This window comes from Pseudomonas fluorescens, assembly GCF_018614655.1.
GTDB classification, from domain to species: domain Bacteria; phylum Pseudomonadota; class Gammaproteobacteria; order Pseudomonadales; family Pseudomonadaceae; genus Aquipseudomonas; species Aquipseudomonas fluorescens_BX.
Window position 1 is genome coordinate 277,355 of sequence record NZ_JAGGOG010000003.1, and the last position, 17,314, is coordinate 294,668.

Annotated in this window: 16 protein-coding genes; 7 read left to right on the forward strand and 9 right to left on the reverse strand. The window is 61.0% G+C overall.

Annotated elements, in window-relative coordinates; all coding sequences use genetic code 11:
- Positions 1-31 precede the first annotated feature (31 nt).
- Positions 32-337 (forward strand): DUF6124 family protein, encoded by a 306-nt coding sequence (locus J7E41_RS03910; protein ID WP_214990267.1) that lies wholly within the window; start codon positions 32-34, stop codon positions 335-337.
- A 146-nt stretch (positions 338-483) separates the two neighbouring features.
- On the opposite strand, the gene J7E41_RS03915 is transcribed toward J7E41_RS03910, so the two are convergent.
- From J7E41_RS03915 to J7E41_RS03925, 3 genes are all read right to left on the reverse strand, one after another.
- Positions 484-1,095, reverse strand: a complete 612-nt coding sequence (locus tag J7E41_RS03915; RefSeq protein WP_179448116.1) for a 3'-5' exonuclease — start codon at positions 1,093-1,095, stop codon at positions 484-486.
- A gap of 25 nt (positions 1,096-1,120) precedes the next feature.
- On the reverse strand, positions 1,121-1,597 hold the full coding sequence (locus J7E41_RS03920) for an NYN domain-containing protein (RefSeq protein ID WP_017476223.1): 477 nt from the start codon (positions 1,595-1,597) through the stop codon (positions 1,121-1,123).
- A 129-nt stretch (positions 1,598-1,726) separates the two neighbouring features.
- Complete coding sequence (locus tag J7E41_RS03925; RefSeq protein ID WP_214990269.1) at positions 1,727-2,479, reverse strand: DUF2076 domain-containing protein; 753 nt, start codon at positions 2,477-2,479, stop codon at positions 1,727-1,729.
- Positions 2,480-2,649: 170 nt separating this feature from the next.
- On the opposite strand from J7E41_RS03925, the gene J7E41_RS03930 reads away from it, so the two are divergent.
- Both J7E41_RS03930 and J7E41_RS03935 read left to right on the forward strand, forming a co-directional pair.
- Entirely contained in the window at positions 2,650-3,309 is a 660-nt protein-coding gene (locus J7E41_RS03930; RefSeq protein WP_214990271.1) for a YciC family protein, read from the forward strand.
- Positions 3,310-3,349: 40 nt separating this feature from the next.
- A complete protein-coding gene (locus J7E41_RS03935) occupies positions 3,350-4,438 on the forward strand; it encodes an endonuclease/exonuclease/phosphatase family protein (protein WP_214990273.1) in 1,089 nt (362 codons plus the stop codon).
- A 12-nt stretch (positions 4,439-4,450) separates the two neighbouring features.
- Here the strand turns inward: J7E41_RS03935 and hrpB are convergent, their stop codons facing one another.
- Positions 4,451-6,958: an ATP-dependent helicase HrpB gene (hrpB, locus tag J7E41_RS03940; RefSeq protein WP_214990275.1), complete on the reverse strand. Its 2,508-nt coding sequence runs from the start codon at positions 6,956-6,958 to the stop codon at positions 4,451-4,453.
- A 184-nt stretch (positions 6,959-7,142) separates the two neighbouring features.
- Between hrpB and J7E41_RS03945 the strand changes: the two genes are divergently transcribed.
- Both J7E41_RS03945 and J7E41_RS03950 read left to right on the forward strand, forming a co-directional pair.
- A complete protein-coding gene (locus J7E41_RS03945; protein ID WP_214990277.1) occupies positions 7,143-7,562 on the forward strand; it encodes a polyribonucleotide nucleotidyltransferase in 420 nt (139 codons plus the stop codon).
- Positions 7,563-7,578: 16 nt separating this feature from the next.
- Positions 7,579-8,472 (forward strand): cation diffusion facilitator family transporter, encoded by an 894-nt coding sequence (locus J7E41_RS03950; protein ID WP_214990278.1) that lies wholly within the window; start codon positions 7,579-7,581, stop codon positions 8,470-8,472.
- On the opposite strand, the gene J7E41_RS03955 is transcribed toward J7E41_RS03950, so the two are convergent.
- Positions 8,469-9,551 (reverse strand): DUF6515 family protein, encoded by a 1,083-nt coding sequence (locus J7E41_RS03955; protein ID WP_214990280.1) that lies wholly within the window; start codon positions 9,549-9,551, stop codon positions 8,469-8,471. The two genes, J7E41_RS03950 and J7E41_RS03955, sit on opposite strands and share 4 nt — an antisense overlap.
- A 415-nt stretch (positions 9,552-9,966) precedes the next feature.
- Between J7E41_RS03955 and J7E41_RS03960 the strand changes: the two genes are divergently transcribed.
- Together J7E41_RS03960 and J7E41_RS03965 are read left to right on the forward strand one after the other, a co-directional pair.
- Positions 9,967-10,446 carry an Lrp/AsnC family transcriptional regulator gene (locus tag J7E41_RS03960; protein WP_003194418.1) on the forward strand — a complete coding sequence of 160 codons (480 nt, stop codon included), beginning with the start codon at positions 9,967-9,969 and terminating at the stop codon, positions 10,444-10,446.
- A 256-nt stretch (positions 10,447-10,702) separates the two neighbouring features.
- Positions 10,703-10,912, forward strand: a complete 210-nt coding sequence (locus tag J7E41_RS03965; protein ID WP_169357921.1) for a DUF2788 domain-containing protein — start codon at positions 10,703-10,705, stop codon at positions 10,910-10,912.
- Here J7E41_RS03965 and J7E41_RS03970 read toward each other — a convergent pair.
- From J7E41_RS03970 to J7E41_RS03985, 4 genes are all read right to left on the reverse strand, one after another.
- Positions 10,907-11,548 (reverse strand): pseudouridine synthase, encoded by a 642-nt coding sequence (locus J7E41_RS03970; protein WP_251029317.1) that lies wholly within the window; start codon positions 11,546-11,548, stop codon positions 10,907-10,909. The genes J7E41_RS03965 and J7E41_RS03970 overlap by 6 nt on opposite strands.
- Before the next feature lie 72 nt (positions 11,549-11,620).
- Positions 11,621-13,120 carry an AMP nucleosidase gene (amn, locus tag J7E41_RS03975; RefSeq protein ID WP_177325013.1) on the reverse strand — a complete coding sequence of 500 codons (1,500 nt, stop codon included), beginning with the start codon at positions 13,118-13,120 and terminating at the stop codon, positions 11,621-11,623.
- A 46-nt stretch (positions 13,121-13,166) separates the two neighbouring features.
- A complete protein-coding gene (locus J7E41_RS03980) occupies positions 13,167-14,825 on the reverse strand; it encodes an acyl-CoA dehydrogenase family protein (RefSeq protein ID WP_214990282.1) in 1,659 nt (552 codons plus the stop codon).
- Between the two features lie 89 nt (positions 14,826-14,914).
- A complete protein-coding gene (locus J7E41_RS03985; protein ID WP_214990284.1) occupies positions 14,915-17,293 on the reverse strand; it encodes a hybrid sensor histidine kinase/response regulator in 2,379 nt (792 codons plus the stop codon).
- Positions 17,294-17,314 lie beyond the last annotated feature (21 nt).

Genomic DNA, 17,314 nt, shown 5'->3' on the forward strand with positions numbered 1-17,314 from the left:
GTAGCTTCTTCCTTAGCAAGAGGTGTTCACCATGGTCAAAGTCACTCCCGATCCACCCCATTCCCACGAAGACTTCCTCAGCGACAGCGCCCTCACCCGCCGAGCCATTAATTACTACCTCAAAGCTTCCGCCCCGAATGGAATTCCCTTCGTTCTCAATGACAACCTCAGTTTCGAAGATGCCTTGGCCCGCGCAGCGGACTTGCTGCATTGCGCAGTAGCAACGGCTCAAATCGCCAGCGAGCCGATGAACGGCCAGCAGCGGGCGGTGTTGCATTTGATAGAGATGGCGAAGGTGGTGGTGGAACAGTCGCTGGATTGTTTGCAGCCTCGATAGGCGCTGAAAACCAGAGTGGGAGCGGGCTTGCTCGCGAAGGCGGTGTATCAGAAACACACTTCGTGACTGACACATCGCCTTCGCGAGCAAGCCCGCTCCCACATTTTGAGCTTCATCAGATTGAAGATGGCGCACGGCGCAGCTGATTAGAACCCGCGATGCTTCTTCAAATGATCATTGATCTTCGCCGCCGGCACTTTCTGCAAACTGCACAGCAAATCGTGTGACAGTTCCCGCAAGCCGTGGTTACGGCGCAGTTCCTGGGCCAGGTGGGCTGTCAGGTTGGCCGCCATTTCCGCATCGGCCATGGCCCGGTGAGCCTTGCCGGTGTGGGGCAGTTGGGCGAAGGCGGTCAAGGTGCCGAGCTTGTGGTTTGGCGCCGCCGGCATCAGGCGCCGCGCCAGCAGCAGCGAACAGGCAAATTTTTGCAGGCGTGTACGGCGGATCAAGCCCAACTCGAAGTCCCAGAACTTCTGGTCGAATGCCGCGTTGTGGGCCAGTAGCGGCGTGGTCCCGACAAACTCATTGACCTCATTCATCACCCGCTCCGCCGGCGGTGCAGTGCGCAGCATGGCGTTGCTGATGCCGGTCAGTTGCTCGATAAACCCCGGCACCCGCACGCCTGCATTCATCAGGCTCTGGTAACGGTCCACGATCTGGCCCTGTTCCAGGATGACCACGGCGATTTCCGTAGCCCGGCAGCTGCTGCTCGGCGAGATGCCGGTGGTTTCAAAGTCGATGACCGCTATACGTTCCAAACCTGTTCCAACTCCGTCTAAAAATCTATTTGAGCAACAACGCGCCTTCAATCGGCACGTAGCGGCTGGCGGCGCGAATCAATGAGTTGGCCGTCAGCCCCGGCACGCCGTAGGCCACGGCTTCGACACCGTGCTTATTGATGATGCGGTCCAGCAGCATGTCGAAATCACCGTCGCCGGAGGCCAGCACCACTTCGTCGACATGGGCGGCAGCGTCCATGATATCGATGGTGATGCCCACGTCCCAGTCACCCTTGGCCGAGCCATCACTGCGCTGGATGTAGGGCTTGAGCTTCACGGTAAAACCGAGGTTGCGCAGGATCTGCTGGAATTGCTGCTGCTTGCTGTCGCCACGGTCGATGGCATAAGCGTACGCCTCGACAATCTGCCCGCGCTGGCTGATGTCAGCCCACAGGGCGGCGTAGTTGAAGTGGCAGCCATAAGCCTGGCGCACGGTGTAATAGAGGTTTTGGACATCGGCGAACACTGCAATTTTTTTCACCGTAAATCCTCGTGGCACAGGCTGGGACCCCGGACTCAAGGGCCCGGAAAGGTTGCCAGTATGCCAGTCACGAGGACGTTTCCGAGAAAAATCAGCCCGGGGCGACGAAGCGCCCCGGATGAATGTGCATCAGACGAAGGAATCGTCATCGCCAAAGGAAGAGGAATCGTCGGAATAATCGTTGTCGGCGAAACTATCCGAGTTGCCGCCGGAGCTGTCATTGCCGGTGAAACGCTGATCGTCGTTGTTGCCCCAACCACTGTTGTCGCTTGCCGGGGCCGGCTCTTCGCGGATGATTTCTTCCACCACCTGCGGTTGCTGCTGGTTATGGCCGAACAGGCTGCTGATGCCCTCTGCCAGCATCACACCACCGGCCACACCTGCGGCGGTTTTCAGCGCACCACCCAAAAAGCCGCTGCCGATGGGGGCTGCCGCCGGCTGTTGCGGCTGCTGGTAATTCTGCTGTGGTGTACCGAAGTTCTGCTGCGGCGCCGGTTGGCTGTTGAAGCCGGGACGGACCGGTTCACGCCAGCCACTGCCGGAAGCCGCGGGCTGCGGGTCACGGGAGCCGCCGCCAAAGATGCTCGACAGAAAACCACCACTGCTGGGTGCGGGCTGCGCGGTCTGAGCCTTGGCTTGTTGCAGTTCGTCCTGCAATTGCTGGATCTGTTGCGCCTGTTGCTTGTTCTGCGCATCAAGGCTCTTGATCGCTGCCTCTTGCACCAGAATCGCCTGGGTCATGAAATACCCGGCGGCCGGCTGGCGAGTAATGTGCTCCTTGATCCGCGCTTCGGCTTGGGCGTCGCGGGGGGCTGAGTCCGTTTCGGCTTGCTGCAACCGTGAAAACAGTCCATCGATCAGGGTTTGCTCTTCGCTGTTCATGGCGACCTCGTTAGATTGCCGGTAAAAATCTTCGCCCTGTCCAAAATAGGCAGGGTACGTACCCAGTAATGGGGCTGCCTTCCAAGGTTTCAATGGTCTTTACGCAAGGTTTACGTTTGCCAGTGATCGGTTAAAGTGTGCCCCTGCTTTTTCGGCCTGTGATGACCTTGATGAATCCGTTAAACGTACTGCGCGACTCCTTCTATTTTTTCCAGCGCAACCTGGGCGCCATCGTTCAACTGTGCCTGCCGCTGGTGATCCTGGAGGCACTGCTGCAACAGGTGCTCGATCATTCGTTGGGGCCTGATGCGTTCCCCGGTTATAGCGTGGTGGTGGGGTTGCTGGTGTATCCGCTGTACACCGGGGCGCTGATCCTGTTCCTCGACGCCCGTACCCGTGGCGAATCGCCGCGCCCCCTGGACGTGCTGGCCATGGCGGTGACTCTGTGGCCACGTTTTGCCCTGCTGACGGCCATCAGCACACTGCTGATCCTGCTGGGGTTGTCGCTGTATTTCCTGCCGGGCTTGTGGCTGATGGTCACCCTGGCCTTCGCCGAGTACCTGCTGGTGCTGCGGGGCATGTCGGCGCTGTCGGCCATGAAGGAAAGTTTTCGCCTGACCCGTGGGCATTTCTGGCGAATCCTGGTGTGCCTGCTGTGTGTGATGACACCACTATGGCTGCTCAAGGACGCCACAGTGGCCGTCTATCCTGACCCGAATCCAGTGCTGGGCGTGCTGATCGACAGTGCGCAAAGCTTCCTGCAGTTGTTTACCAGCGTGGTGCTGTTTCGCCTGTTCATGCTGATCGGTGGTGATGCGGACGCGCGGTGATATGCTCCATCCCTATTCTGGAATGCCATAAGCCGAGCCGATGACCCGTTTATTGCGCATCACCCTGGTGGGCCTGCTGATTCTCGCAGGCCTGCTGGCCGCACTGACCTACAGCCTGACCTGGCGCCCTGCTGACAAGGAAACGCTGCCCATCCGCTGCGTCGCCCCCCGGGCACCGACCCTGCTGCCGGGCCAGGCACTCAAGGTGATGACGTGGAACGTGCAGTACCTGGCCGGCAAGAACTATGTGTTCTGGTATGACACCTCGGACGGCAGCGGCCCGGACGATCGCCCCACCGTCGAAGACATGGCCTTCAGCCTTGATGAAGTGGCGCGCGTGATTCGCGACGAGCAACCCGACATCCTGCTGCTGCAAGAGTTGGACGAGGGTGCCAAGCGCTCCCACTATCAGGACCAGTTGGCATTGCTCCAGGAGCGCGTGGCCGATCTTTACCCCTGCAGCACCCAAGCCTTCGACTGGAAGGCCGACTTCGTCCCGGACCTGCATATCTTCGGCAGTGTCGGCCGCAAGCTGGTGACGATGAGCCGCTACCAGATCGAACACGCCGAGCGCCTGCAATTGCCGGTAGCTTCGGCCAACCTGATCAGTCGCCAGTTCCAGGCGAAACCGGCGCTGCTGCTGACCTACCTGCCGTTGAGTGATGGCGGTCAACTGGCAGTCCTCAACACCCGACTGGACGGCTCAGCTCCCGGCAGCAGCGCCGTACTGGAACAGGTGCAGATGACCGGCAAGCTACTGGATAAATTCGAAAGCCGTGGCACGCCATGGCTGATTGGCGGGAATTTCAATTTGCTGGCGCTGGGGCAATTCCTGCGCCTGGATGCGGGCAAGCGCGGACAATACTCCCCCGACAGCGAGTTGCATCTGCTGTGGGACAAATACCCGATGATCCCGAGCAACAGCGAGTCCAGTGGGGTGGACCGGGCCCAATGGCTGACGTACTTCCCCAATGACCCGACTGTCGACGAGCCGGATCGTACGCTGGACTATCTGTTCTACAGCCCGCGGATCAAGCGGGTCGAAGCCCAGGTGCGGCAAGCCGACACCTTACGCACCTCCAATCACTTGCCGGTGATTGCACGGTTTCTGTTGCCGGCGGCGCAGTAGCGCCACCCAAAATTACTTCCGGGGCTTGATCCGTGCCGTGGCCTCAGCCACCAACGGATCATCCGGCCAGTAGTGCTTGGGATAGCGACCTTTCAAATCCTTCTTCACCTCGGCGTAGGTACTGCGCCAGAAATTCGCCAGGTCCTGGGTCACCTGCACTGGCCGCCGCGCCGGCGACAACAGGTGCAACTTGACCACTTGCCGCCCGCCGGCAATACGCGGCGTGTCCGCGAGCCCGAACAACTCCTGCAAGCGCACCGCCAGGATCGGCGGCTGCTCGCTGTAATCCAGGCGCACCGATGAACCCGACGGCACCTTCAGGTGATGGGGCGCCAGTTCGTCCAGGCGTTGCGGCAACGGCCAGGGCAGCAGGTTATGCAGGAAACTGGACAGGTCCAGGTTGGCGAAATGACTCAGGCGCGAGACCTTGCCCAGGTACGGCATCAACCAATGTTCAAGGTTGGCGAGCAACGCGCTGTCGCTGACGTCCGGCCACGGGCTGTCTTTACCGGCGTCCAGTTGGCGCAACAACATCACCCGCGCCTGCCACTGACGCAACTCCGGGGTCCAGGGCAGCAGTTCCAACCCCTTGCGGCGTACCAGGTTGACCAGCGCCTGGTTGCGAGCGGCTTCGTCGAGGCCGGCCAGCGGCTCTCGGCCAAGTACCAACTCGCCCACCTTGCGCTGGCGTTCAGCGCGCAATACACCTTCGCGCTCGTCCCAGTCCAGTTGATCGACCACCCGTACTTGTTCGGCCAACACTGAGTCAAACAGTGCCGGATCAAAGTCCGCCGCCAGGTAGATCCGCTCCTCCCGCTGACCCTGACGACTGCCCAGATCGGCGATCACCAGCCACGGCTGTTTCATCAAGCTGTCAGCCTCGGCAAACAGCGCCGCGCGGCCATTGGCCAAGCGATACTCGGCGCCACCGGCGCGACGTTGTTGCGCCACACGGTCGGGGTAAGCAAGGGCCAGCAAAGCACCGAGCCAGCGCGGATGATCAGGGTCGGCAACCGCCTGCTCGGCTTTGCCCCGCAGATAACTCCGGTATTGCCGAGCCAGTTGCTTGGCCCGCTGCACACCACCTTGAGTGCCACGTGCGCGCTCTTCGCCCGACAACAACGCCAGGCGACTGTGCAAATCCGCGCCGCCACCGCGCAAGATATCGCGCTCGCCCAACAGGGCTGCCACGTCACAGGCCATGCTCGCCAACCCCAGGTCCTGACCGCGCAGCAACAAATGAGCGATACGCGGATGGGCCGGCAGCTCGGCCATTTTCTGACCATGTTTGGTTAACGCACCTTCATCCAACGCCCCCAGGCGCACCAGCAAATCCTGGGCCTGGGCATAAACGGCCGTCGGCGGGACATCGAGCCACACCAGTTGGCCAGGCGTCACACCCCAGCGCGCCAGCTGCAAGGCCAGTCCGGCCAGATCGGCCGCCAGGATTTCCGCACTGGCATAGGCCGCCAACGCTTCATGCTGATCCTCGGACCACAACCGATAACACACGCCCGGCTCCAGCCGCCCTGCCCGCCCCGCACGCTGAGTGGCGCTGGCGCGGGAAATACGTTGGGTGTCGAGGCGGGTCATCCCGCTGCCGGGGTCGAAACGCGGCACCCGCGCCAGCCCGGCGTCGATCACCACCCGCACGCCATCGATGGTCAAGCTGGTCTCGGCGATATTGGTCGCCAGCACCACTTTGCGCTTGCCGGCGGGTGCCGGATCGATTGCCGCTCGTTGCGCCGCCAGGTCCAATTCGCCATGCAGCGGACACAGCAGTACATCGCCGCGATCACCCAGAGCGTCAGCCAATTGCTGATTGACCCGACGAATCTCCGCCTGGCCCGGCAGGAAGACCAACACACTGCCGGACTCGTCGTGCAAGGCTTCAAGAATGGTCTGCACTAACCGTGGTTCGATAAATTCTCCGGGCTGGAATGGCCGGCCCCAGCGCATCTGCACCGGGTACATACGGCCTTCGCTGCGCAGGATCGGCGCGTCGCCCAGCAGGCTGGCCAGGCGTTCGCCTTCAAGCGTGGCCGACATCAGCAGGATCTTCAGCGGCTGCTCGTCGCGAAACAGGTCTCGGCCGTTAAGGCTCAGGGCCAGGGCCAGGTCGGCATCCAGGCTGCGTTCGTGAAACTCGTCGAAGATCAACAAACCCACGCCGTCCAGCGCCGGGTCATCCTGCAAACGCCGGGTGAGGATGCCTTCGGTGACCACTTCGATGCGGGTGTTGGGGCCGACCTTGCTGTCCAACCGAATCCGGTAGCCGACGGTTTCACCCACCTTCTCACCCAACTCACTGGCCAGGCGCTCGGCAGCCGCACGCGCCGCCAGACGCCGGGGCTCAAGCATCAGAATGGTCTGCCCGGCGAGCCAGGTTTCATTCAACAGCGCCAACGGCACCCGCGTGGTTTTACCGGCACCGGGCGGTGCTTCGAGCACCGCTTCATGGCGCGTCGCCAAGGCTTCACGCAGGGCGGGTAAAACATCATCGATTGGCAACGAATTCATACTGGCTCCAAAGCAGAGCGGCGAGTATAACGGCGAACTGCCGGGCGTCGGTGGTGGTCTGAAAAACACATCGGGATCTGATGGTGAACGCGATCTAATGTGAGAACTGGCGTGCCCCATTAGATCGGCTTCGCCTGGCAGATCTGGCTTATAGTTACCCTTCAAGCGTGTTCAGGAGAGTTCCATGCGTATTGCTTCCCGTGTCATTGGCGGTGTTCTGGCCGTCACCCTGCTGAGCCAGTTGACGGCTTGCGGTTCGATCTTCTACCCCGACCGCCGTGGCCAGATCGACGGCAAGATCGACCCGGCGATTGCCGTGCTCGATGCGCTTGGCCTGTTGTTCTATGTGATTCCCGGCCTGATCGCCTTCGGTGTCGACTTCGCTACCGGCGCCATTTATTTCGAGCCTGGCAAGACCGCCCAGGTGGCCCCGGAGAAACTGCAACAAGCCATCGGTGCCGACGGCAAAGTCGACAACGCCAAGCTGCAAACCATCATCCAGCAGGAAACCGGCCACAACCTGCCGCTGGACGATCCACGCATGATTCAGTTCAAGGGCAGCGTTCAACAGCTTGCCACTCTGGGTTTGCAACCCGCCGCTTGAAGGATCTGAACACCTGATGACCAGCACTCCCGAACACGCCCGGCTGTTGCGCCTGGCCACCCGCGCTTCAGTCGGCGTGGCCTGCGTGCTGATTGTGACCAAGGCCGTCGCCTGGTGGCTCAGTGGCTCGGTGAGCATGCTCGCCGGGCTCACCGACTCGCTGCTCGATGGTGTGACCTCGCTGCTCAATTTGCTGGCGGTGCATTACGCCCTGCGCCCGGCCGATGACGATCACCGTTATGGCCATGGTAAGGCGGAGTCGCTGTCGGGCATGGCGCAAGCGCTGTTCATCGCCGGCAGTGCGGTGTTGATCGCATTCCAGGCGTTCCAGCGTTTGCAGCATCCGGAACCGGTGGGGGCGCCATGGCTCAGCATCGCCGTTATCCTGCTGTCCCTGGCCCTGACCGTGGCGTTGCTGATCCTGCAACATCGGGTCATTCGTGAAACCGGGTCGAATGCGGTGCGCGCCGACTCACTGCACTACCGCTCGGACCTGATGCTCAACGGCAGTATTTTGATAGCGCTGGTGCTGGCCGGGTTTGGCTTTCATCAGGTAGACGCCTGGTTCGGCCTGGGGATCGCCGCCTACATCCTGTGGAGCGCGGTCCAGATCGCTCGGGAAAGCTTTGCGGTGCTGATGGACGAGGAACTGCCACCCAATGTCAGCCAACATATGCTGGAGCTGGCTTGCAGCGTGCCCGGCGTGCTCGGTGCCCATGACTTGCGCACACGCATCTCCGGCAGCCACTGGTTTGTGCAACTGCACCTGGAGTTGCCGGGGGAGTTGAGCCTGTCGGTAGCCCACGGCATCAGCGACCAAGCCGCCGATGCCATCCATCAAGCCTACCCGCGAGCCGAAGTGCTGGTGCACGCCGACCCACAGGAAGTGGTCAAGGGCGCCAAGGCCTAGTACTGCACCTGATACCCGCGACTGCTCAGGCAGTTGCCCTGAGCCTGGCGGTAGGTTTGCACCACCGCAGGGTCAGGGGCGTAAGTGACCGTCCGTGGGTCAAAACCACTTTGCTGCACAGCCCAACGGTAGCAGTCGTACCCGTCTTGCTGCACTTGCGCCGGTGATTGACCGTTGGCGGGATAGGCCACCACGTCATAACCATTGCCTTGGGGCGCAGGTTGCGGTGCGGGGGCTGCGGTCGGCGGCTCAACCACCACGTACTGTTGGGAGGTGGCCTCGTAGGTGTAATAGGCACCGGCGGCGAGGAAAAACAGCGCACTGCCCACCCACACTTCCCGTGCGTAGTCCGGCAAGTAATGCACCCGGATTCCGTAAGGCGGCGCTACCACAATGTAGCGTGGGCCTTGGGGACGGTACCAATAGCCGCCCGAAAAGAAATAATCCTGGCCACGATAGGGCACACGGTAGTTGCGGTCGGGGAAGCGGTCGACGATATAACCCGGACGATGTTGCGGGCCTGGGCCCCAGCCATTGCCATGCCCGTCGGGGCGGCCTGGCCAGCGGTTGTCATTGGGGTGCCCACCGTTGTAACCGGGCCGCTGGCCTGGTGCATTGCCGGCCTGCCAATGCTGATTGCCATCGTTGCGACGCGGGATGTCCTGATAGTTGCCGGGACGCGGCTCCTGGGTCTGGCGAACGGCGTCGGGGCGGCCCTGGATCGGCAAGTTGCTAGCCGGCCGGGGCTGTTCGCTACCCTGGGGGCGCCCTTGCCACTGACCGCCGCCATTCTGGTCACCGCGATCAACATGCTGATTCTGTGGGCGCGGCTGATTGTTTTCGAAATGCTGATTCTGTGGACGAGGCTGGTTGTTCTCGGGGCGAGGAGCCTGCGGGCGCGGTTGGTTATTTTGTGGCCGTGGCTGATTGTTGCCACCTGGCCGCCCGCCTTCCGGTCCCCGCTCATGTTGGCCACCGCCCTCAGAGCGTTGCCCGTTATCTCGTTCGTCGGCCATGACCTGCGTGCCAACGGTCACCATCAGCAAACCAACACCTGCCAAACGCCAGATGCGCTTCATGCTCTTCCTCACTGCGGATTAGGGCTTATACATGAGACTGGAAAACAGGGGCCCGGTTCTGCAACAGGTTATCAGTCACGAGAACAATTTTCGCACCCAATAAAAAGGGGCGACCCGTCGGCCGCCCCTTGAGAATTTCGTCCTGGCTCAACGCTTTTGACGTTGGCTCACCTCACGCCGTCTTGTGGACAGTGTGCAGCCCGGGGGCCGGCGCAACCCGGTGGGGTTGGCGGGCCGCAGCCGGCCTGTTGGGCGGGCTGCAGTGGACTCTATGTCCGGGCAGTGATTCTGTTGGTAATCATAGGCGTGAGGTGCCGACAGATGATTGCGAAGATTGCGTCAATAAACAGTGCTTGCGCAATTTTTAACCCTGGATAGATAATTCGCAGCAATAGTTACGACAAAGGCCAGCCCCATGAGCAAACTTGACCGATACGACCTGAGTATTTTGGCGGAATTACAGCGCGACGCGAGGATCTCCAACCAGGAGTTGGCCGAGCGGATCGGCCTGTCGCCGTCACCCTGCTCGCGCCGGGTCAAGCAACTGGAAGACGACGGCTACATCGCGCGCCAGGTGGCGTTGCTGGACCGCAAGATGCTCGGCCTGAGCCTGACGGCCTACGTGCTGATCGGCATGGACCGACACACGCCCGAGCGCTTCGAGAACTTCGAAGCCGCCATTCGTACCTTGCCGCAAGTGCTGGAGTGCAGCCTGGTAACCGGGATGGACGCTGACTATCAGTTGAAAGTGGTGGTGCCGGATATGGATCACTACCAGAAACTGCTGCTGGGGCATTTGACCCGCATCGAAGGTGTCACCAGCGTGCGCTCCAGCTTTGTGCTGAACCAGGTGCTGAACAGTACCGAGTTGCCGCTGACGCACCTGCGCACCTGAGGCCGCCGCCGAACAGATGTAGGAGCGGCGGTGCGACGATTCGACTTGCTCGCGAATGCGGTATGTCAGCCAATACATTTGGTGACTGACACTCAGCTTTCGCGAGCAAGTCGAATCGTCGCACCGCCGCTCCCACATTTTGACCGTATTTCAACAATAGGCTCGCATGCGACTGACCGACGCAGGTCAATATCGAGCTGATTGCCCTGACGTATACTTTGCGTCCCGCCCCTGCCGGAACTGCCCAATGAACTCCATTGATCCCGCCGTATTTGAAGAATGGATGATGACTGGCCTAGTCACGATCCTGATCATTTTCATGGGCTTTATCGTCTGGGACCTGGCGAAAAAATCCAAGGCCGGGCGCTTTGGTTCCTTCATCCTGTTCTTCGTGTTGGGCCTGGGTATAGCCGCGTTCATCATCAAAAGCGTGGTGATCGGCCTTATCGAGTCCGGCGCTTTATAAGCGCGCCGGCACCTCTTTCCAATGGCCCTGATCCAGGCCATCGATCGACCAGTCACCAATACGCACTCGCACCAGGCGCAAGGTCGGCAAACCGACAGCGGCGGTCATGCGTCGTACCTGCCGGTTGCGCCCCTCACGGATCACCAGCTCCAGCCAATGAGTCGGCACGCTTTTGCGAAAACGCACCGGTGGATTGCGCGGCCACAGTTGCGGTTCATCCAACTGCCGGGCTTCGGCGGGCAGGGTCATGCCGTCGTTGAGCTCAACCCCATCGCGCAGGCGTTGCAGTTGTTCCTCGGTCGGTTCGCCTTCTACCTGCACCCAATAGGTTTTCGCCAGCTTGTGCCTGGGGTCGGCAATCCGCGCCTGCAACTGGCCATCATTGGTCAGCAACAACAGGCCTTCACTGTCACGGTCTAGCCGGCCGGCGGGATAGATGCCGGGGATGTCGATGAAGTCCTTGAGGGTGGCCCGCCCTTCGCCGTCACTGAACTGCGTGAGCACATCGAACGGTTTATTGAACAGAATCAACTTCGGCTCAGCCGGTGGCGCCTTGGCAACACGGCGCGGGGCTGACGAGGTTTGCGGATTTTTCACACCGGGGCGGCGGGAAACGGGACGAGCAGGACGGGACATGGCAAAAGGAATATCTAACGGTCAGGACCGACAATGCTAGTGGCCTGACCGTTAAATAACCATCCCAACCGCTTAGCGGAACGGCGGCTCGTCAAAGCTGCGCAATTTGCGCGAGTGCAGCGAGTTGAGTTCAGTGCGCAACAAATCCACCGCCTCAATGCCGATCTTCAAGTGCTGGCTGACCGCACGCTCATAAAAAGCGTTGGCTGAACCCGGCAACTTGATCTCACTGTGCAACGGCTTATCGGAGACACACAGCAAGGTGCCGTAAGGCACGCGCAAACGATAGCCTTGGGCTGCAATGGTGCCGCTTTCCATGTCCACCGCCACAGCGCGGGACAGGTTGATCAGCGGACGCTCCTGGGCCCAGCGCAGCTCCCAGTTGCGATCGTCGTAGGTCAGCACGGTGCCGGTGCGCAGACGCTTCTTGAGCTCTTCACCCTTCTCGCCGGTGACGTTGGCCGCCGCTTGCTGCAAGGCCATCTGCACTTCGGCCAGGGCCGGGATCGGAATATTCGGCGGCACTACCCGGTCAAGAATCCCGTCGCGGCGCATGTAGGCGTGGGCCAGTACATAGTCGCCGATCGTCTGGGATTGGCGCAGGCCGCCGCAGTGGCCAATCATCAGCCAGCAATGTGGGCGCAGTACGGCCAGGTGGTCGGTGATGTTCTTGGCGTTGGACGGGCCGACCCCAATATTCACCAGGGTTACGCCGTGACCATCGCTGGCTTGCAAGTGGTAGGCCGGCATCTGGTAACGGTGCCAGACCACGCCCGCCGCAATGGCAGACGCTTCGCCATGGTCCATGCTTTTGTCGATGATCACGTTGCCCGGCAACACCATGCGGATGAAGCGCGGGTCGCTGCGCAACTGCTCCAAGCCATGGACGATGAACTGGTCGACATAACGGTGGTAGTTGGTCAGCAGGATCCACGGCTGCACATGGCGCCAGTCGCTGCCGGTGTAGTGCACCAAGCGGCGCAGGGAGAAATCCACACGGGCGGCATCGAACAACGCCAGCGGCAGCGGATCGGTGTTTTCCCAGTCATACAGGCCATCGGCGATGCCATCGGTAGCGGCCGACAGGTCGGTACTCGGGAAGACACGCGCCAGGGTCGCGGCGGTGACGCCGGAACCGGCCAATTCATCGCCCTGCTCTACCACGTACGGGTACGGAATATTCTGCTGGCTGACGCCCACTTCCACCGTCACGGTGAAGTCGTGCATCAGCGGCACCAACTGCTCCAGCAAGTATTTGCGAAAGGCTGACGGATGGGTGACGGTGACACTGTAGGTGCCCGGCAACTGGACCTTGGCATAGGCCCGGGTGGTCTGTGGGACTTCGCCCTGGACTAGGTAGGTCAGGCGCAGTTCAGGGTAGCGAAACAACGCGCGCTGTTCGGCATCGGGCTCGACGCGGTCTTTGAGGTAACGCTTGAGGGCCTGATTGAGCGCGCCAGTGGCACGCTCATGCAGCGCCGCCAGCCGATCCACGGCCTCTTCAGCGGTTTGAACAACAACAAAAGCTTCGGTCACGGTAAGCATCCTGTGTTCTGACTTGCAGGCCTTCATCTTGCCTGTATCCCAGCCTCACCGAAACAGTGGGATTAGAATGCGATCAATAATGTGGGAGCGGCGGTGTAGACCGCGCGACAATACCTTCCACGTCCACACCACGAGGCAAGGTGCCATACGCCCGCCCCGACGACTCACTCAACCGACTGGCAATAAACCCATCACTGACACTGCTATTGCCCGCCTCCAGCAGCAACTTGGCCTGCAACGCCAAGGCGATATCTTCGGTGAGTTGCCGGGCGCGGTACTGAATATCCTGGGTGTCCATGAACGCTGACTTGAGCTGTTCAATATGTCGAGCCAGGTGCTTGTCACCATGACCGTCCCCCAGCTCGACAAACAACGCCTCCAGTACGCCAGGCTCTTTCGACAGCGCCCGCAGCACATCCAGGCACTGCACGTTGCCGGAACCCTCCCACGTCGAATTGACCGGCGCCTCACGGTACAGCCGCGGCAGGATACTGTCCTCGACATACCCGGCACCGCCCATGCACTCAGCGGCCTCGTTGATCATCGCCGGCGCGCGCTTGCAGATCCAATATTTGCCCACCGCCGTCACCAGCCGGGCGAATTTGGCCTCCTGTTCATTATCGAGATGGTCCAGCGCCCGGCCCATGCGCATGCTCAAGGCCAGCGCCGCTTCGCTTTCCAGCGCCAGGTCGGCCAGTACGTTTTGCATCAGCGGCTGCTCGCTGAGTACCCGACCGCCCACCAAACGATGAGCACAGTGATGGCTGGCCTGGGTCAATGCCTGGCGCATCAACGAACTGGAACCCACCATGCAATCGAAGCGGGTCATGGCGACCATTTCAATAATGGTCGGTACGCCGCGTCCTTCTTCGCCGATCATCCAGGCCAGGGCTCCGCGGAACTCCACTTCGCTGGATGCGTTGGAGCAGTTGCCGAGTTTGTTTTTCAGACGCTGGATATAGAACTGGTTGCGGGTGTCATCCGGACGGTGCCGGGGCAGCAGGAAACAGGTCAGGCCCTTGTCGGTCTGGGCCAGGGTCAGGAAGGCGTCACACATGGGCGCCGAGCAGAACCACTTGTGGCCCACCAGTTCATAGGGCTGGCCCGGTCCGCCGGCGCCCACCGGGTAGGCGCGGGTGGTGTTGGCACGCACATCGGTGCCGCCCTGTTTCTCGGTCATGGCCATGCCGATGGTGGCACCGGTCTTGTGGGCAATGCCGACGTTACGCGGGTCGTATTCGGTGTTGAGGATTTTCGGCAACCAGGTTTCAGCCAGGTCCGGCTGCAAACGCAGGGCCGGGACACACGCGAAGGTCATGGTCAGCGGGCAGCCGGTGCCGGCTTCGGCCTGGCTGTGCAAGTAGGTCATGGCTGCGCGAGCAACATGCGCGCCAGGTTGCGGATGAGCCCAGGGCAGCGACGGTAAGCCATGTTCGATGGCCGTACGCATCAGCTCATGATAAGCAGGATGAAACGCCACCTGGTCAATACGATGGCCATAGCGGTCATGGCTGTTGAACACCGGCTTGTTCTCGTTGGCCAGGAACCCGGCCGCCATCAACGGCCCACCCGCCAGCGCGCCATAGGCGTCGATCCGCTCCTGGGCCCAACCGGCACCGAAGCGACGGGACCAGTCTTGCAGGGGCAAATCGATGCGGTACAGGTTGGTACCGTCCAGGGACGGCGGCTGGTTGGTGACGTCGTGGGTTTCGGCGAACTGGTGCAGATTCATGACGGGCCTCCTGAAAAAGTGGCCTCGTTGTCTGAAGCCTGAATTTCAGTTAAGCACCGTCACCTGCGTTAAAAAAGTGGCATAAGCGCCTAACTGTCGGCGCTTTCGCCCTCAACTGTCGACAACAGCCGGCGCTCCAATACTGCCTGCAAGGCTTCAAACCGTATCGGCTTGACCAGCCGGTCGGTGAGGCCAACACCATGGCAGTGTTCACGCTCGGGGCTTTGCAGCGAGGTGCTCAAGGTAATCACCGGCAGTCCACCGCACCCCGGCAACGCACGGATCTGGCAACACAGGGAAAAGCTCCCTTCCGGTAAATCCAGCAGCACGGCATCGAAGGTGTCGTCCTGCAACAACGTCATCGCCGCCGGTCCGCTATCGACCGTCTTCACCCGGTAACCGAGCTTGAGCAACATGCCACGCACCACCCACTGCGCCACGCTGTTGTCGTCCACCAGCAACACCACGCAGTCCTGAGGCACACGCGGAGTATCGGACACACGACAAGGCACTGAAGGCTCAGCAGGGACGGGGTTAACCTCAAGCTCCACCTGAAAGCGGCTGCCCCGGCGAGGTTCGGAGTGATGGGTCAAGCGCCCACCCAACAACTCGATCAGTTGCCGGCAAATCGCCAGGCCTATACCCAGGCCGCCGTATTCGCGAGTCATGGAGCCATCGAGCTGGAAAAAGCGCTGATACAGAGTCGCTTCGTCCAGGTAGGCGAAGCCGATACCGGTGTCGGTGACAATAAAAGTCAGGCGCAGGTGGCCGTCCGCGGTGGTCAGCCCGACCACCCGTACCCGCACAGTCCCTTCGTGGGTGAACTTGAAGGCATTGTCCAGCAAGCATTCCAGGCATTGCGTCAACTTGTCCGCATCAGCCTCCACGCGATCGGGCAATTCGTCGGCGACATCAATGGAAAACTCCAGCCCCTTGCTTTGAGCATTGGCCAGAAACCGCTGGCGCAAGGTGTCGAGCAAGCCCCGCAAGCTGAAAACCTGGGGCTGAGCATGAAGGCGACCGGCCTGCAGCTCGGTCAAGGTGAGGATGCCGTTGACCATGCGCATCATGTCTCGCGCCGAACCTGCGGCGGTTTGCTGGTACCGCGCCAGCTCGCCATCCAGCGGCTCGGTCTGCATCAGTTCCAGCGAGCCGATCACACCGTTCATCGGTGTGCGCAGTTCGTGGGTCAAGGTGGCGAGAAATTCGTCCTTCAATTGGTTGCTGCGGGCCAGTTGTTGGTTGAGCGCTTCGAGCTTCTGGCTGGCATCGAGCAGGATTTGCGCTTGCTGCTCGCGCATCGAGTTGATGCGGTCTGCCAGGGCCAGGGACAGCAACGCAACTTCCAGTGCAGAGCCGATCTGGCTGGCGTACATGGTCAGGAATACGTTAGGCAGGTAGCCCAGCACCATCAGCGTATTGACCACCCCGCCAATCAGGAACGCCGACCAGGCAATGATGAAGTAACGCGCCATTCGTTGGCCGCAGTACCAGGCCTTGATGGCGGCAACGAAGATCGTCACGGTAAAGATCAGCGCCAGGCCGGTGGCCAGCCGCAACGCCAGGGCGTAGCTGGTCAGCAACGCCAGTACCATCACCCCTGCGCCACACGCCGCCAGCCCTACCAGTAGCCGGTTGAGCCAGCGACTGTAAAGCGCGGTATGCAGAAAGCTGCGGGCGAACAGACTGCCAAAGAGCGCCGCCGAACCAATCAGGAAAGGAACGGCAGCATTGGCCCACCATGGACTATTGGGCCAGAAATATTGCACGGCGACGCCGTTTACCGACAGTTGATACAAGCCGAACGAGGCGATGTAGAGGATGTAATAGAGGTAACTGGTATCACGCACGCTGAGGTAAATAAACAGGTTGTAGATCAGCATCCCCAGCAATACGCCGTAGATCACGCCCAACACATACAAGCGCAACGGCTGCTGCTCCAGGTACGCGGTGCTCGACCAGAGGGTCAACGGCGCCTGGATCGAACCCTGGCTTTGCAGGCGCAGGTACAGGGTTTCCTGCTGATCGGGGGCAAACTCCAACTTGAACAGATAGCTGCTCTGGCGAATCTCACGGCTGGAAAAAGGCAACACGCTGCCCGTGCGAGCTGCCAGGCGATAACCACCCGCGCCATCGGTTTGATACAGATCCAGATGATTCAGCGGCGGATAGGCCAACTCCAGCAGCCAGGTGCTTGGCGGGTGAGGATTCTTGGGGAGGTAATGCAGGTCGACCTTGAGCCAGAACACCGAGCGCGAATAGCCCGCATTGAGGGTGGCTTTGTCATGGGGTTTAAACCGATCGGCGTTGCCTTGGGAACTGACATCCTTGATGTCGAGGGTACCGCTCGGATCTTCGAGCACTTGCATCACCTGGCCCAGCGGCAGGCTTCGGGTGGTGTCCGTAAACTCGACTGCGCCGGCCAGCATCGGCAACCCGCACCACAGTAACATCAGCAAATAGCGCATAGAGCCCCAGCGTGGCCTGTC

What these genes read in the sequence shown, in the direction of transcription:
- J7E41_RS03950 (WP_214990278.1), top strand. Translation starts at nt 7,579, where the DNA reads ATGACCAGCACTCCCGAACACGCCCGGCTGTTGCGCCTGGCCACCCGC.
- J7E41_RS03980 (WP_214990282.1), bottom strand. Translation starts at nt 14,825, where the DNA reads ATGAATCTGCACCAGTTCGCCGAAACCCACGACGTCACCAACCAGCCG.
- amn (WP_177325013.1), bottom strand. Translation starts at nt 13,120, where the DNA reads ATGAAGGCCTGCAAGTCAGAACACAGGATGCTTACCGTGACCGAAGCT.
- J7E41_RS03955 (WP_214990280.1), bottom strand. Translation starts at nt 9,551, where the DNA reads ATGAAGCGCATCTGGCGTTTGGCAGGTGTTGGTTTGCTGATGGTGACC.
- J7E41_RS03930 (WP_214990271.1), top strand. Translation starts at nt 2,650, where the DNA reads ATGAATCCGTTAAACGTACTGCGCGACTCCTTCTATTTTTTCCAGCGC.
- J7E41_RS03945 (WP_214990277.1), top strand. Translation starts at nt 7,143, where the DNA reads ATGCGTATTGCTTCCCGTGTCATTGGCGGTGTTCTGGCCGTCACCCTG.
- J7E41_RS03910 (WP_214990267.1), top strand. Translation starts at nt 32, where the DNA reads ATGGTCAAAGTCACTCCCGATCCACCCCATTCCCACGAAGACTTCCTC.
- J7E41_RS03925 (WP_214990269.1), bottom strand. Translation starts at nt 2,479, where the DNA reads ATGAACAGCGAAGAGCAAACCCTGATCGATGGACTGTTTTCACGGTTG.
- J7E41_RS03985 (WP_214990284.1), bottom strand. Translation starts at nt 17,293, where the DNA reads ATGCGCTATTTGCTGATGTTACTGTGGTGCGGGTTGCCGATGCTGGCC.
- hrpB (WP_214990275.1), bottom strand. Translation starts at nt 6,958, where the DNA reads ATGAATTCGTTGCCAATCGATGATGTTTTACCCGCCCTGCGTGAAGCC.
- J7E41_RS03970 (WP_251029317.1), bottom strand. Translation starts at nt 11,548, where the DNA reads ATGTCCCGTCCTGCTCGTCCCGTTTCCCGCCGCCCCGGTGTGAAAAAT.
- J7E41_RS03960 (WP_003194418.1), top strand. Translation starts at nt 9,967, where the DNA reads ATGAGCAAACTTGACCGATACGACCTGAGTATTTTGGCGGAATTACAG.
- J7E41_RS03935 (WP_214990273.1), top strand. Translation starts at nt 3,350, where the DNA reads ATGACCCGTTTATTGCGCATCACCCTGGTGGGCCTGCTGATTCTCGCA.